Genomic DNA, 14140 nt, shown 5'->3' on the forward strand with positions numbered 1-14140 from the left:
AATGATTGCAAAACGAAAAACCTCAAGAACTATCAAATCCGTTATCGTGTTAATCGGGGTTTTATCCCTGACGATTCTTGTCTGGTGGGCCTGGATGCACCAGGAGTCATCAAGGACAAAACCATCATTCAAGTTTGCACAGGTAAATAGGGGAAAGCTTGAGGTCCTCGTAACCAGCACTGGTACCCTGGCTGCCGTGGAAACGGTGGAAATAGGCACTCAGGTTTCGGGGACAATTGAGCAACTGCTGGTCGATTATAATGACCAGGTCAAAAAAGGTCAGGTGCTGGCAAGACTGGATCAATCATCGTTCACCGCCTCGGTCAATAAAGCCAAGGCAGACGTACTCAAAGCCCAGGCAGAATTAAAACAAGCAGAGGACGAGTTCCGTCGGAACGCTCCGCTCTTTGATAAGGGCTACATCTCAGAACAGGAATTTCTTCCCATAACAACGGCAGTCGATACGACAAAAGCCTCCCTGCAATCAGCCGAGGCCAGCCTGGAGCAGGCCCAGATCGATTTAGAGCATACGGTGATTCGTTCACCCATCGACGGCACGGTTATTGATCGTAGTGTTGATGCCGGGCAAACGGTTGCGGCCAGCCTGAGCACCCCGACCCTGTTTTTGATCGCTGAGGATTTGTCACGCATGCAGATCGAGACCCAGGTCGATGAAACCGATATCGGTCAGATCCGCCAGGGGCAATCGGTACGGTTCACGGTACAAAGCTATTTTGACCAAAACTTCATCGGCAGTGTACGCCAAATCAGGTTGCAGCCGGAAACAGTGGACAACGTCGTGACCTACACGGTGATCGTCGATGCAACCAACGAATCAGGGCGGTTGATGCCGGGTATGACGGCAACCGTCGACTTTGTTGTTTACCAGTCTGAAAACGCCCTGCTGGTTCCGGTCGCCGCGCTCAATTTCACACCCGATCCAAATCGCGATAGTAACGACGGCAGCCAGGTTTTCAGCCGGCAGGCCGATGGCCACTTGCAGCCGATCCAGATCTCTGCGGGAGAGAGCGACGGACTGTTGACCGAGATCACCGAAGGCGAACTGGCTGCCGGAATGCAGGTTGCCATTGGCATGAAACAGGAGGGAGAAGATGCTGAAGAAAAGGGATTCTCTCTGTTCAATTTTATGAACCAGGGGCAGAGAGGACCGTCGGGTGGCGGAGGTGGCCCGGAGCAGGGATCTGGTGGAGGGCCGCGACCATGAGTGACGCACAGATCAATCTCAGTCACATTTGCAAGGTTTTTTCCTTGGGGGAGGTTGAGGTCAGGGCACTGGATGACCTCTCGCTGGAGATCGGCCGGGGCGAATTTGTCGCCATCATGGGCAGCTCGGGCAGCGGTAAATCGACGATGATGAATATCCTTGGTTGTCTCGACACTCCGACCAGTGGCAACTATCGCTTTGATGGCATGTCGGTCGAGACCCTGAATCGGAAGCAGCTGGCCGACCTGCGCAATACCAAGATCGGTTTTGTTTTTCAGGGCTTTAACCTGCTGCCACGCACCACGGCCCTGGAGAATGTCGAACTGCCGTTGCTCTACGATCGTCACCGTTCGGTCGCCGATCCTCAAGCGCGCTCCATCCAAGCGTTGCAGCGTGTCGGTCTGGGTGAGCGCCTCGACCATGAGCCGAACCAGCTTTCCGGCGGGCAGCAGCAGCGCGTCGCTATTGCCCGTGCGCTGGTCACTGACCCGCCGATTATCCTTGCCGATGAACCGACCGGTAATCTTGACAGTCGCACGACCCTGGAAATTCTGGCCCTGTTTCAAAAGCTGAATCGCGACGGTTTGACGCTGGTGGTGGTCACCCATGAAGCAGAGGTCGCCAAATATGCCGGGCGTCTGATCGAACTGCGTGACGGTGTGCTGTTGTGCGATGAAATCAACCCTCAGCCACGCAATGCTCAGACCGACCTGGTAGAGCTGCATGGGGAGGTGTCTGATGCGGTGGCATAAGTTGATCCTGGTCGCACTGAAGAGCATTGCCCGCAATAAAATGCGCAGCTTGCTGACCATGCTCGGCATTATCATTGGCGTCGCCTCGGTGATTACCATGGTCGCCCTGGGCGAGGGGTCCCAGGCAGATATCGAAGGGGAAGTCGCCTCCTTGGGAACCAACCTGCTGATGGTCCGACCGGGTAGCGTGGACTCAGGTGGCGTGAGTGGTGGCGCCGGATCGCGGCCGAGCCTGACAATGGATGATGTCGTCCGGTTGGAGAAATATGCGACTCGGCTGCGCTGGGTCTCCGCAGAAGTTCGCGCCACCGGGCAGGTGATCGCCGGAAGCAACAACTGGAGCACGACGATCACCGGTGTTGCCCCCAACTACCTGTCGATCCGTAATTATGAGATGGAAAACGGGTCCTTCTTCACCGTTCGGGATAGTAAAACACGGGCCAAGGTCGCGGTACTAGGTAAGACAGTTGCCGATGAACTGTTCCCAGACCAGAACCCCGTCGGGGCGCGTCTACGCATCCGCAATGTGCCCTTTAAAGTGATCGGCGTGATGGCCGAAAAGGGGCAATCGTCCATGGGCAACGATCAGGACGATATCATCTTCGCTCCCGACAACACTGTGCTATATCGCCTGAGTAACGGCAAGACGATTCACGATATATCGGCAAGCGCCATCAGCTCCGAAGCCATGGACGCGGCCAAGGAGGAGCTGACAACCCTGCTGCGTTCTGAGCACCGACTCGCCGCCGATGCTGAGGATGATTTCATTATCCGTGACCAGACCGAAATTGTCGAAATAGCCACCCGCGTAACTGGCACCCTGACCCTGCTGCTCAGCTCCATCGCTGGAGTTTCCTTGCTTGTGGGAGGGATCGGTATCATGAATATCATGCTGGTCTCCGTCACCGAGCGCACCCGGGAGATTGGCATTCGTCTCGCCATTGGCGCCCGACCCCTTGATGTTTTGGCTCAATTTCTTATCGAAGCCGCCATCCTCAGCCTGCTTGGAGGCTTGATCGGTATTTTATCCGGCTTAAGTGCAGCTTGGGGTGTTGGCAAATTGCTGGGGGTTAGCGCGGTGGTAAACCCCACAGTTATTCTGATAACCGTTCTTTTTACCGGAGCCGTTGGGGTGTTTTTTGGTTTTTATCCGGCGCGTAAAGCCGCCAATCTAAATCCCATCGATGCCTTACGCTATGAATGACGCAATTTTGTCGCAATTACAGGTGGGTGTTTTTTTGATAGTAACAGGAGGACTCTTCCGCAGGGCACGCGGGCGCAGTAAAGCTTTGGCGCTGGTCCGCCGCCATTTTGTTCCAGTTATCTCCATATGATCCTTTACAAGATGGCGGCAGGCCCCCTTGATAACCCCTGTGGCAAACACTGTTTCTCTTTTTTGATCATGGGGTCTCACATTGGGTCGATCAATGCCATCAAAACCACAGACATCATCTTCACAACGACTGGGTCGATGCTTGGTTCATACTCATCCTTTGCCTCCCCTGAGCTGGTGAGCTGCATTTTTTACCAGGGGATACACCAATATTGTTTTCACATGGGCACCATGGCACTTGTTGGCCCTGTCCATGCGTCCTCGACCCGAGGTTTTTCCCAATTCCGTCCAGTTGGATGCCCGATAACACCCACCGTGAAAACGTTCCTGGTCCACCAAAGTCTCCACCAGCATCGGTTGAAGACCATATTGCCGCTCCCAATCGACCTTAAGCTCCCGAAGGGTACACGAAAGAATCATGCTTGCTAAATTCTGGATTCGTGCCAGCACCAGAAAACGGCTGTTGTTCACCACCTGCTGTAAGGCAACTTTACGCCTTGCCTCTGTCCATCCGATCCATTCATCCCGGGCACGCATGCGCCAGGCAGGGCTTGAAAACTGAATACAACCCACCACCTCTCGACGGGGCCGGTTTACATAAACCAGGTATTGTAATCTTGCGCCAAAGGGCATGGCATATCCCAGATAGTGATAGCGCCCCATGAGTTCCTTGAACAGATCCCTCTGGTCTCGATTTTGAACCCGCTGTACTTCAAGGGGTGTGAATTCTTCCACGCTGCCACTGAGGGTGCTGAAGGGTTGCAGAGATGGGATTTCAGGAACAATCTTCTGGGAATTGTTTTGACCTTTTTTTTGTTTCTCTGGAAGATCCAGTATGCCTTTGGATTCCAGCGATTCCAGAAACTCGGTACATTCCCGGGCTTTCAGCCGATCGCTGGGCCTTTTCCATTCCAGCAGTTCGCATACGGTATGTGCCAACTCCGTTCGGCTGATTCCATCACAGGTGTCAACGATTTCCTGAATCAACGAGATCTCTTCACCGGTGAACGTTCGACCACAAAAGGTTTGCTGCTTGACTGGTTTCATTTCATTCCCCTCCGCTATTGTTCCATAACGGAAATATGACTCTCTGTCCAGTTAAAAAATATACTACCGGATGTGCCTTTTCATGAGGAAATGTTATTTCTCAAGTCAGATAGTCATGGGCTGTTGGATTCTCTTGCCAGGAAGTAGCGTAAAACCTATGTAGTGGTTGACCAAACACTGTCCTGATCCAAACAAATTACTGATTTTACGAGAACGCGGAATACAATTTTCGGGTAAACCGTTCAAATCGCCTATGTATTTTTTCCCTCACATGAGACGGGAACATATTTAGCCATTTTATGTATACAACATCGCCCAATCCGTCAATCAGGACCAGCCTGGCGTTGTTTTCTGATGTTTTCTGAAACAATAAATTATTCGCTCTCATATCATAATTGAATATAATCAGATTGTTGAGAAAATAATTTTTCAATTCATCGAGATAGTCAGGCAGGGCAGTCAAAGGCAAACCATTTTTTAATTGCCAATTTAATGACTTTGAAATTTCGCCGTCATAGTCTCGGATCAGTTCCACTACAAAACCATCTCCCAGGTTGGTTTTGACCGTGCCATAAAAATTTGGCAAATGATCAAATGAAACATTTTTCCGTTTGATCAGTTTTGTGTAATATTTGATCTCTCGGGTTGTTTGAAGCGTTTTTTTTCTGGAGATTTTAATGATGTTGTTTGAGTCGTAGGGGTGCACATAACAGACTCGCTCGACGCCTACTCCGATTGGGTCGGTATCGATTTGAATTATTTCTCCGGGGTTAGAAACTAATCTCATAATATGCCTGTGTTGCTGAAATCCTCCTACTTTTTTATGCTATTTAAACGCTTGTAAAAGGGGTTTTATAAAATCCTTCATAAAAAAAAGCAACGTTTAAGTACAAAAAAGATAATACAATTTTTTTATATATTCCCGGATTCAGCCTTTTTAAATGGACTTGCCACCGCTGCCAGGGACCTTTTGCAAACCGTCATCGTTATGATGATCAATTTGTGCAGAGCAGGGTTCCCATGGTTCGATACGGGCTGAGAGCGTTAATCGGTTTGCCCGTTTGAACTTGGTAAGATGCTCAATTGGATATTCGTCTGGAGTAGATGTCTTTTATATAGTCAACAAATCGCTGCTCCGGTGAAAAACCAAGCAAAGCCTGGCCATTAGAGACAAAATTTGAGTAGGGATTGAAATCATAAAAACAGGGCTTGCCAGTTTTGGTATCCATCAGGTATTCGACACCACCAAGATCAGCACCAGCGTTGTGTATAATGGATATTACCTGTGCAACAATTTTTTCATCGGCTTCAAACGGCTGAATACGGTTTCCCTGGTTCAGAGCACAATATTCAAAAGAGGAATCGTTATTCTCTGGCGTCTGAGACACCGAACAACCGTCTGCAGCACAATAGTTAAAGGTGTGCGCCATCATTTTTTGCTTGATGCTGTAGAATAGGCGCTCACCAAGAATTTCAACCCGGTAGACGTATCCATCGGAATGAATATATTCCTGAACCAGGCCAGTTCCATCAATACCCAGATCGACTTTATTGGATTTAACAGCGGTTTCCAGTTCATGATAGGAGTTATATCGGGTAATTCCGTTTCCGGAACCACCGATGTTTGGTTTGATAATAAGAGGGAACCCTATTGTTTTAGCGGCTTTTAAAACATCTTGAGCCTGATAGACAGCAACAGCTTGCGGGCAATGGAGAGCCAGTTTTGTGAACAGTCCGTTTTGAAGCGCTTTAGAGGCACCGGCAAAGTGTGCCTGACTGCCGTTGACAATAATTACCCCCATGCTTTCCAACCAACTCAGGTAATGAAGCGTGTGAAAAACGATTGATGAATTTCTTCCAGAAGACGGCATCATATTAATGCGATTGACAGCGAAATCAAAATCAGGGCGCCCTTTGGCCGTATGAAAAGAAAGGTCTGCAACATTGATCAATTCCAAATCAATACCATTGGATCGAAATGTTTCAATCAAGGTATTAGACCAGGTAGGATGTTCATATAGAAAAACAATTTTCATAAACTTTCCTTTTCTTTTTTTTATATGAAACACTCGCCAAAGCATTATCAATGAAGGTGTTTCAAAATTCGTTGAGGCCGGAGCCATAGCTCAATCCGGCCGTGCCGGTTAATATGAAAAATTATATCGTTATCACAATGGTTGATTAGATGGAATAGTTTCGGATGTCCCAAATCCACAGTCTGTTTTTGTATACCCCTCTAAAAATGATTCGGGGGCTTTTTTTTCGCGGCTGGAGCGGGACGTTCCACCTTTAAGCAGCGTGTCGCCTGTGAAACAGACCGCTTCTTCCTCGAACCGGTAGTTGACGCCGCCGAGGGGATGTCCGGGCGTTTCCAAACATTTGAAACTCAGCCTCCCGATCTTTCAACTCTTGGAAAATTTGGGATGGATAACCAACGCGCTGCCCGTGTCGACGAACACCACAGAACAGTTTACAGAAAACGCTCCAACCTGAATTCATTTAACTCGCACGCTCTTTCTATACCCGAATATAGCGACAAAAGAAAGCCTCCAACCTTTTTATAAGCCATTCCAATCGGTTTTTTCTTACATAACTCAAACCAATCGATACAATCAATAGTTTAAAAAAACCTAGAGAAAGACAAGTGAAATTCACTCGACTTAATATACTTCTCAAAACTAACTTTGTTGTTCCCAAATCATGGGAAGGCTGGGGTCTGTATGATAAAAAAACCTAACCATCGATTCAGATGGATGTCACTGTGCGCTGTAATATGCACTGCAACGTCTGCTAGGACAAAGACCGCCAGATCGATGACATGTTGACGGAGCAGTTTGAGTGGTTTTGTAAGACACTTCCCAAACTGGTTCTTCTAAAGCTGTCAGGGGGAGAACCCACCCGCAACAGACCAGATTGAGCTGCACCAAAGACAAAACCATCTGGGGGTCGGTCTATTCTTGTGAGTTCTCTCTTACCTTCAGATGTTTTTGGATGGATTTGGACAATCCGATTACTTTGGCCAAGTCGAGATAGACGGGCAGGCCAGCCAATGCGGTCATGCCGGTCTAAGTTTTTTCTCCTTCATACTTGAATGGAAGCACGCCTTGTGTCATAACTTGTTTCACCCCGTTGATGATAGTTTTCTGTTCGTACAAAGACTCTATCTGCTTGAACCATCAAGCGAAACGGGGTTTTTCTTTTTTTTAGGTGGTGGATTGGGGATGTCATGATAATACATCATTAAAATTTTAATGGAAGGTGATTGCCCTTGATGTAAGTATGGTTGAGTTTCCAGATTTGTATAAAATTGAAATTAACCTATCAACCATATTTCCAATTTAGTTGTGACCGGCAAAGTACAGCAAAAATTACAGCGGTAAGTTGATGATGGGCACCCCCATTTTTCTCTTGCCTGTTAACAGCCCGCTGCACACAGACAAGCTTGTGAGCTTAATATAGTGGATGATGACTGAGGAAGGGAGGATAATATTTGTTACACATAGAAGAAAAAAAAATCAGTTTTGGGACCACGTTGATCTTAATGTTCGTTATTCTTATTGTAGTAACAACAAGCCTGATTGGCTATATCTCTTTTCGTAATGGACAGCAAGCCGCCAAAAAATTGGCTAATCAAATGCAAAATTCGATTCAATCTAGTGTTGAGAACGCCCTCAATGATTTTTTAGCCAAGCCTCAGGCCCTCAATCAAATTAATGCTGATGCAATCCGGAGTGGTCTGGTGGATCCACGAGATTTAACTAGTCAGCGAACACATTTTCTTAATCAAATTCAAGCCTTTGATTCGGTAACGACTTGTGCCTTTGGGTCGGAAATAGGTGAATTCACGGGTGCGGGACGTCGAAGCGACGGAAGCTTTGAAAGTGGCATTGTTGATAAGAGTCTGAACAACGATTATCGGGTTTACCTGTTGAATGAACAGGGAGAACTCACTGAAATTGTCACGGTTGTGCCTGATTATCAGCCACAGGAACGTAGTTGGTATCAAGTTGCAGTTGAGGCAAATGGTCCAACCTGGAGTCCCATTTATGTGTGGGCCACACAAAGCAATATTGGCATCTCAGCGGTGCTGCCGGTTTACAATAACACCAGGGAGTTGTTGGGGGTGCAACTCTCATCATTATCGTTGGAGTATATTGGACAATTTTTACAAAATATCAGGACGATAAATACCGGACAAATCTTCATCCTTGAGCGGACTGGCTTATTGGTGGCGTCATCTGTGTCAGAGCCGCTATTACATGAAAAGAGGAGCGGGTCGGAAGTTCTGTTGGAAAGGGTGTCAGCCATGGACAGTACAAGTCCTTTAATTTCTGAAACAGCGAATTATCTAAACCGTCAATTTACCAATATTGATCAGATTTCAAGTAAACAGCAGATGGAACTTGAAGTTGAGGGACAGAGATATTTTTTGAGCGTTACTCCTTTTGCTGATGAATATGGTTTAGATTGGCTCATTGGCATTGCTATTTCAGAATCAAATTTGATGGGGGCAGTAGAAGCTAATACTCGGGCCACAATATTAGTAAGCTTGATTATATTAGCAGGAACCTTGATTTTGGGGATAGTGATAACACGAAAAATAACCCATCCGATTTTGCAACTTAATCGAGCGACTCAAGAGATGAGTCTGGGCCGGTGGGAGAAAATTGAGAACAATACTCGTTTTAAAGAGGTCAGGTCACTGACAAATTCATTTAATCAAATGGCCTGGCAATTGAGCAAGACCCTTGAAACTTTGGAGCATCGAGTACAAGAACGAACCAGTGAGTTAACAAGTGTAAATAAACAGTTGCAGGTTGAAATTGCTGAACGTAAAAAGACTGAGACAGACCGAGAACGACTGATTACAGAATTGCAGAAAGCGTTGGAAAATGTAAAAACCCTAAGCGGATTTTTGCCAATTTGCAGTCATTGTAAAAAAATACGAGATGATGATGGCAAGTGGCATGATGTTGCCGATTATGTTCATGATCGTTCTGAAGCCGAATTTAGCCACGGTATCTGCCCGGAATGTGCCCAAAAATATTATCCGGACTTTGACATTTATAGCGACAAATAAACTCAATAATAGTTATCCAATACCTGGCTGTCATTTTAAATAACCGGCACGGCCGGAGCGAGGTATCTTCACCGGCCACAACGAATGATGAAACGCCTCTGTTTACAATGCTTCGGTGAGTGTTTCATATAAAGATTCACAACAATATCGGTTGTATTCTTATTTCAGTCCAAATTGTTTTCATGGACAGGGATAATTATTTGTAAAGCAGGAAATCAAATTTAAATCGTATGGCCGATGGGATTCAAGTTTTATAACGACTTAAAGATTCGCCCCCGGGTTTCAAAATCCATTTTCCTTTTTTACGATGCAGAGTGCAACACTTGTTGCATTCTGCATCGGTTCTTATGGGCTCGTTGGATCTTCCTTGTTTGTTATATTTCTTTTAAGTTAAGTAGGTTATGCTTTGCCGGGTTCCCTGGCATAACCATTGCTGTTAACGGTTCCCAGGTCCAGGGTGTGGAAAGGGCCCGGGACGGATTGTGTTTAACGCCATAACAAGTTGGAGAAAACGATGACAAGCAACGGTTTTGGAAACTTAAACGACTGGGGAGTAGTGCTGGAAAAACTTGATCTGCTGACACAAGGTGGGGCCCTTGATCAATGGCAGGAGCAATTGATTCGCCTGCTCAGGTTTGACCAGAACTGGCGTCTGCGCGAAGCTGCCATCGAGTCCCTGGCCTTTGTGAAAAATCCAGATCTTGATCTGGCCCGGGAGATTCTTTTGTTAATAAAACGCAATGATCTATATTATGATGTCAGGATCCTTGCTGCAGACGCAATTGAACAGCTGATACTGAAAATCATTGATAACAGGCAATTTGACCTGGATATCTTACAATCGTTTGTTCGTGAAATCATCGTTGAAATGGAGGCCTTGCTCGCCTCTCCGGAACCACCTAAGTTCCACCATGCGTTGCAAAATTCAGTGGCCGGGATCAGGCAGGCTATTAACCGGGGTTAAAAAAATGACAGGGAGGTACAATATGCTGATCGGAATACCAAAAGAGATAATGGCCAAGGAAAACAGGGTGGCGGCACTTCCGGAAACCATTGGGAAATTCAAGGGGCTTGGTTTTGATGTACTGGTGGAAACAAAAGCCGGTATGGGTGCTTTTGCCCATGATGATACCTACCAGCAGGCAGGGGCGGAAATTGTTGCTGATGCTGCCGAGGTGTTTGCCAGGGCGGATATTATTTTAAAAGTCAAAGAGCCTCTGTTCAACGAAACCTTTAACCGGCATGAAATCGACATGCTCAGGGAAAATCAGATATTGATTACCTTTCTGCATCCAGCAGCCCCTTCAAATCATGGGGATGTGAAAAAACTCCAGGCCCGTGGAGTCACAGCTTTTACCATGGACGGCATCCCCAGGATTTCAAGGGCACAACGCATGGACCCGTTGACATCCATGAGCGCAATCACAGGATACAAGGCCATCATCATTGCAGCAGCCAATTTTCCAAAATTCATTCCTATGATCGGAACCTCCATTGGCATGATAAAGCCGGCCAATATTCTGGTTATCGGTACGGGTGTTGTCGGTCTCCAGGCCATTGCAACGGGAAAGAGGCTGGGAGGAGTGGTCAAGGCCGTTGATATCCGCCCAGATGCCAGGCAAGAGGCCGAAAGCCTGGGCATCAAGGCCGTGGGGTTTGATGTGCCCCCTGAACTTGCCATCGGTCAGGGCGGGTATGCAAAGGCGCTGCCCCAGGAGTGGCTTGAAAAGGAACGTACACAGCTGGCCCCCCTGGTGGCGGAATCAGATATCATTATTTTAAGCGCCCTTGTTCCAGGGGAGGTTGCCCAGCATATTATCACCCGGGAAATGGTTGAATCCATGAAGCCCGGATCTGTTATCGTTGATGTCTCCATTGACCAGGGGGGAAACTGCGCCGCGACCGTTCCTGGAAAAGAGTCTTACCATAATGGTGTCTACATCTGCGGCATCAAGAATATTCCGGGGTCGTTGCCCGTTCATTCGTCCTGGCTCTACGCCAATAACCTCTACTATTTTGTCGAAAACCTGTTCAAAGGGGTAGGGTCAGAGTTTGATATGACCGATGAGATCGTCAAGGGTGCCCTGGTTACCCATAAAGGCAAACTCTTTCATAGGGGGACCCTCAAGGCCATGGGTCTAGCATAGTTTTTGAACGAAAACTCACCCATATGCCGCGTTGCTGCACAAACCTGAAATCCTCACGTACTACAGTACGCTCCGGTTTCAGCTTTGCTTGCGCCTTGCATCTGGGCAAGTTTGTGAGCATAGCTCCTCTTCGAGCCATCCAAACACAGGTTTTCGGTTAGCCACTAAGTCATAATCAACTGTTTGTGGAGATTAAACCAATGATCAACCTTTTATTGATGCTGGGGGTTTTTCTTTTTTCCTTTGTCGTCGGATATTTTCTCATCTCCAGAGTTCCCACACTGCTTCATACGCCCCTCATGTCCATGACAAACGCCATCTCCGCCGTAACCATTCTGGGGGCCTTGATTTTATTTTCCGTTAAATCAACGGGCACAGAGCAGGTCATTGGTGGTGTTGCGTTTGTCATGGCCGCCTTCAACCTTGTGGGCGGTTTTGCCATTACGGACCGGATGTTAAGGCTGTTCAAGAAAAAAGAGGGGAGGGTTGATCGCCATGGGTGAAACTTACGAATGCCTGAACCTGTTCCTTGATTTTTTAGTGATTGGAATCCTTATCCTGGGCATTTGGCTTTTCCGCTGGCCCCATTGGGCAAAACTGGGTAACCTTACGGCGGCCTTTGCCCTTACCCTTGGGGCTGGTCTTGTGCTTTATCGCAACGGTATTTACCATCTCCATGTTGTGACGGCGACCCTTGTGGTGGGCTCTGGTCTTGGATACTGGGTTGCAAGGCGGATCACCATGATTCAGATTCCCGCCATGGTTGCATTTCAAAACGGTGCTGGAGGGGCAGCTTCCTTTTGTATCTCGTTTGTCGAACTCATGCGGACAGGGATTCATCTTGAAATGATCAATGGGGTTTCAGGTGTTCTGGGGCTTGCCATTGGAGCTGTAACCTTCAGCGGCAGCATGGTCGCCTGTGGAAAGTTGTCCAACACCCTGGCTCAGAAACCCAGGGTTTTTTTTCGTCATACCTGGCTTGTCATGGTGAATTTTGCCGCCATTGTTTTATTCATGGTTGCGGCCTTGTATGTTCCTGCAGGCGGTCGGGTGGTTTGCTATCTGGCAATTATTATGCTGTCGGTTCTGTTTGGTGTTCTTTTTTCCATTCGCATTGGCGGGGCTGATATGCCCGTTCTCATCTCTTTGTTAAATGCAATGACTGGCATGGCAGCGGCATTCTGCGGCATGATAATTGGGAGCAAATTGCTCATCTCCTGCGGGGCAATGGTGGGTGCCTCGGGGTCGATATTGACCCATGTCATGTGCAGGGCCATGAACCGCAGTCTGTTCCGGATTTTTGTTCCGGTTGAAAAGGTTCGGCCGGTTTTGCAGCCTGAGCCCCTGGCTGAACCTGAACAAGCGGCTGTGACCATGGATGAAACAGACCAGGGCGGGGAAACAGCCAAAGGGGCGGACCAAAATTCAGATTCGGAAAATACGCTGCAAAGGGTTGTTGAAATTGCTGGAAACGCCCGCAGGATAATCATTGTGCCGGGGTATGGCATGGCCGTGGCCCAGGCTCAGTTTGAAGTGCTTGAATTTTTAAAACACCTGCTTTCCATGGGCAAGCAGGTGAAGTTTGCCATCCATCCCGTGGCTGGTCGAATGCCCGGTCACATGAATGTGCTGCTGGCCGAGGCAGGCGTTGACTATGATTTGCTCTATGAAATGGATGCCATCAACACTGAATTCAGCCAGACAGACCTTGCCCTTGTGATCGGGGCCAGTGATGTGGTGAATCCTGCGGCCATGGCCGTGGACGATTCACCCATTTCAGGGATGCCTGTTTTGCTTGTCCAGGAATCAAAACATGTGGTGTGCTGTAATCTGGACGATAAACCCGGCTATTCCGGTGTTGCCAACCCCCTGTATCTTGATAGCCGTACGACGATGCTTTTCGGAGATGCCCGAAAGACTCTGAAAGAGATCAATGGGCGTCTTTCCCAGGCGAGTCTTTCCCAGGACAGTATTTCAGAACTCCGAACTGCTGCAGACCCGGTTCCAGGCTTGGCTGATATAGACAATCTTCTGGACAAAGCCCTGGCTGCCCTGGTGGCTGCAGAAAAAATCATTGTGATTCCCGGGTATGGCATGGCCATGGCCCAGGCCCAGTTCAAGGTAGTTGAGCTTGCATCCCTGCTCGAAGGTATGGGCAAGGAGGTGAAATTTGCCATCCATCCCGTGGCCGGTCGAATGCCTGGCCATATGAATGTGCTCCTGGCTGAAGCAGAGGTCGATTATGGCAAGCTTTATGAGATGGACGAGATCAATTCTGAATTTTTACAGACAGATGTCGCCATTGTCTTTGGTGCCTGCGACGTGGTAAATCCCACGGCCATGGCGGTTGAAGGAACGCCTCTCTCGGGAATGCCCATACTCATGGCCCAGGATGCCAAACAGATCATCGTCTGTAATTTTGATGAAAAGCCGGGGTATTCCGGGGTTGAAAACAGTCTGTATCAAAATCCGAAAACCATCATGGTGCTGGGTGATGCCGCTCTAACGGCCCGGGATTTAATCAACGGGATAAAGCAGATGACTTAAGCCCGTGGT

The 14140-nt window shown here is 48.0% G+C and carries 11 protein-coding genes and 1 pseudogene; 8 read left to right on the forward strand and 4 right to left on the reverse strand.

Translation table 11 applies throughout. The features are described from left to right. Position 1 precedes the first annotated feature (1 nt). Genes HRM2_RS02820 through HRM2_RS02830 form a run of 3 tightly spaced genes read left to right on the forward strand, consistent with a single transcriptional unit; the run spans position 2 to position 3181 of the window. Positions 2-1225 carry an efflux RND transporter periplasmic adaptor subunit gene (locus tag HRM2_RS02820; protein ID WP_012662944.1) on the forward strand — a complete coding sequence of 408 codons (1224 nt, stop codon included), beginning with the start codon at positions 2-4 and terminating at the stop codon, positions 1223-1225. Further along, positions 1222-1977: an ABC transporter ATP-binding protein gene (locus HRM2_RS02825; RefSeq protein ID WP_012662945.1), complete on the forward strand. Its 756-nt coding sequence runs from the start codon at positions 1222-1224 to the stop codon at positions 1975-1977. The genes HRM2_RS02820 and HRM2_RS02825 overlap by 4 nt, the downstream gene beginning before the upstream one ends. Next, the gene (locus HRM2_RS02830) at positions 1964-3181 is read left to right on the forward strand and encodes an ABC transporter permease (RefSeq protein ID WP_012662946.1); all 1218 of its coding nucleotides are present in this window, start codon (positions 1964-1966) and stop codon (positions 3179-3181) included. The genes HRM2_RS02825 and HRM2_RS02830 overlap by 14 nt, the downstream gene beginning before the upstream one ends. 282 nt (positions 3182-3463) lie before the next feature. Here HRM2_RS02830 and HRM2_RS02835 read toward each other — a convergent pair whose 3' ends face one another. From HRM2_RS02835 to HRM2_RS26470, 4 genes and pseudogenes are all read right to left on the reverse strand, one after another. Continuing rightward, a complete protein-coding gene (locus HRM2_RS02835) occupies positions 3464-4357 on the reverse strand; it encodes a DUF4338 domain-containing protein (protein ID WP_012662947.1) in 894 nt (297 codons plus the stop codon). A gap of 205 nt (positions 4358-4562) precedes the next feature. Continuing rightward, positions 4563-5144 carry a YrbL family protein gene (locus tag HRM2_RS02840; RefSeq protein WP_012662948.1) on the reverse strand — a complete coding sequence of 194 codons (582 nt, stop codon included), beginning with the start codon at positions 5142-5144 and terminating at the stop codon, positions 4563-4565. A 292-nt stretch (positions 5145-5436) separates the two neighbouring features. Continuing rightward, the gene (locus HRM2_RS02845; RefSeq protein ID WP_012662949.1) at positions 5437-6393 is read right to left on the reverse strand and encodes an ATP-grasp domain-containing protein; all 957 of its coding nucleotides are present in this window, start codon (positions 6391-6393) and stop codon (positions 5437-5439) included. An 834-nt stretch (positions 6394-7227) separates the two neighbouring features. Continuing rightward, positions 7228-7416: pseudogene (locus tag HRM2_RS26470) on the reverse strand (IS1380 family transposase); the annotation flags it as partial. A 431-nt stretch (positions 7417-7847) separates the two neighbouring features. On the opposite strand from HRM2_RS26470, the gene HRM2_RS02850 reads away from it, so the two are divergent. From HRM2_RS02850 to HRM2_RS02870, 5 genes are all read left to right on the forward strand, one after another. Further along, entirely contained in the window at positions 7848-9437 is a 1590-nt protein-coding gene (locus HRM2_RS02850; protein ID WP_041273008.1) for a cache domain-containing protein, read from the forward strand. Between the two features lie 514 nt (positions 9438-9951). Beyond that, positions 9952-10401, forward strand: a complete 450-nt coding sequence (locus HRM2_RS02855; RefSeq protein WP_012662952.1) for a hypothetical protein — start codon at positions 9952-9954, stop codon at positions 10399-10401. Between the two features lie 22 nt (positions 10402-10423). Continuing rightward, positions 10424-11584 carry an NAD(P) transhydrogenase subunit alpha gene (locus HRM2_RS02860; protein WP_041273009.1) on the forward strand — a complete coding sequence of 387 codons (1161 nt, stop codon included), beginning with the start codon at positions 10424-10426 and terminating at the stop codon, positions 11582-11584. 200 nt (positions 11585-11784) lie between these two features. Further along, on the forward strand, positions 11785-12087 hold the full coding sequence (locus tag HRM2_RS02865; RefSeq protein ID WP_012662954.1) for an NAD(P) transhydrogenase subunit alpha: 303 nt from the start codon (positions 11785-11787) through the stop codon (positions 12085-12087). Then, complete coding sequence (locus HRM2_RS02870; protein ID WP_012662955.1) at positions 12080-14131, forward strand: NAD(P)(+) transhydrogenase (Re/Si-specific) subunit beta; 2052 nt, start codon at positions 12080-12082, stop codon at positions 14129-14131. Before HRM2_RS02865 ends, HRM2_RS02870 begins: the two co-directional genes overlap by 8 nt. The last annotated feature ends 9 nt before the right edge of the window (positions 14132-14140 follow it).

It is taken from the genome of Desulforapulum autotrophicum HRM2 (assembly GCF_000020365.1).
In the GTDB taxonomy this organism is placed as follows: domain Bacteria; phylum Desulfobacterota; class Desulfobacteria; order Desulfobacterales; family Desulfobacteraceae; genus Desulforapulum; species Desulforapulum autotrophicum.

Excerpts from the sequence above, each read along its gene's own strand:
- HRM2_RS02820 (WP_012662944.1), top strand. The coding sequence starts at position 2 with ATGATTGCAAAACGAAAAACCTCAAGAACTATCAAATCCGTTATCGTG.
- HRM2_RS02825 (WP_012662945.1), top strand. The coding sequence starts at position 1,222 with ATGAGTGACGCACAGATCAATCTCAGTCACATTTGCAAGGTTTTTTCC.
- HRM2_RS02830 (WP_012662946.1), top strand. The coding sequence starts at position 1,964 with ATGCGGTGGCATAAGTTGATCCTGGTCGCACTGAAGAGCATTGCCCGC.
- HRM2_RS02835 (WP_012662947.1), bottom strand. The coding sequence starts at position 4,357 with ATGAAACCAGTCAAGCAGCAAACCTTTTGTGGTCGAACGTTCACCGGT.
- HRM2_RS02840 (WP_012662948.1), bottom strand. The coding sequence starts at position 5,144 with ATGAGATTAGTTTCTAACCCCGGAGAAATAATTCAAATCGATACCGAC.
- HRM2_RS02845 (WP_012662949.1), bottom strand. The coding sequence starts at position 6,393 with ATGAAAATTGTTTTTCTATATGAACATCCTACCTGGTCTAATACCTTG.
- HRM2_RS02855 (WP_012662952.1), top strand. The coding sequence starts at position 9,952 with ATGACAAGCAACGGTTTTGGAAACTTAAACGACTGGGGAGTAGTGCTG.
- HRM2_RS02860 (WP_041273009.1), top strand. The coding sequence starts at position 10,424 with ATGCTGATCGGAATACCAAAAGAGATAATGGCCAAGGAAAACAGGGTG.
- HRM2_RS02865 (WP_012662954.1), top strand. The coding sequence starts at position 11,785 with ATGATCAACCTTTTATTGATGCTGGGGGTTTTTCTTTTTTCCTTTGTC.
- HRM2_RS02870 (WP_012662955.1), top strand. The coding sequence starts at position 12,080 with ATGGGTGAAACTTACGAATGCCTGAACCTGTTCCTTGATTTTTTAGTG.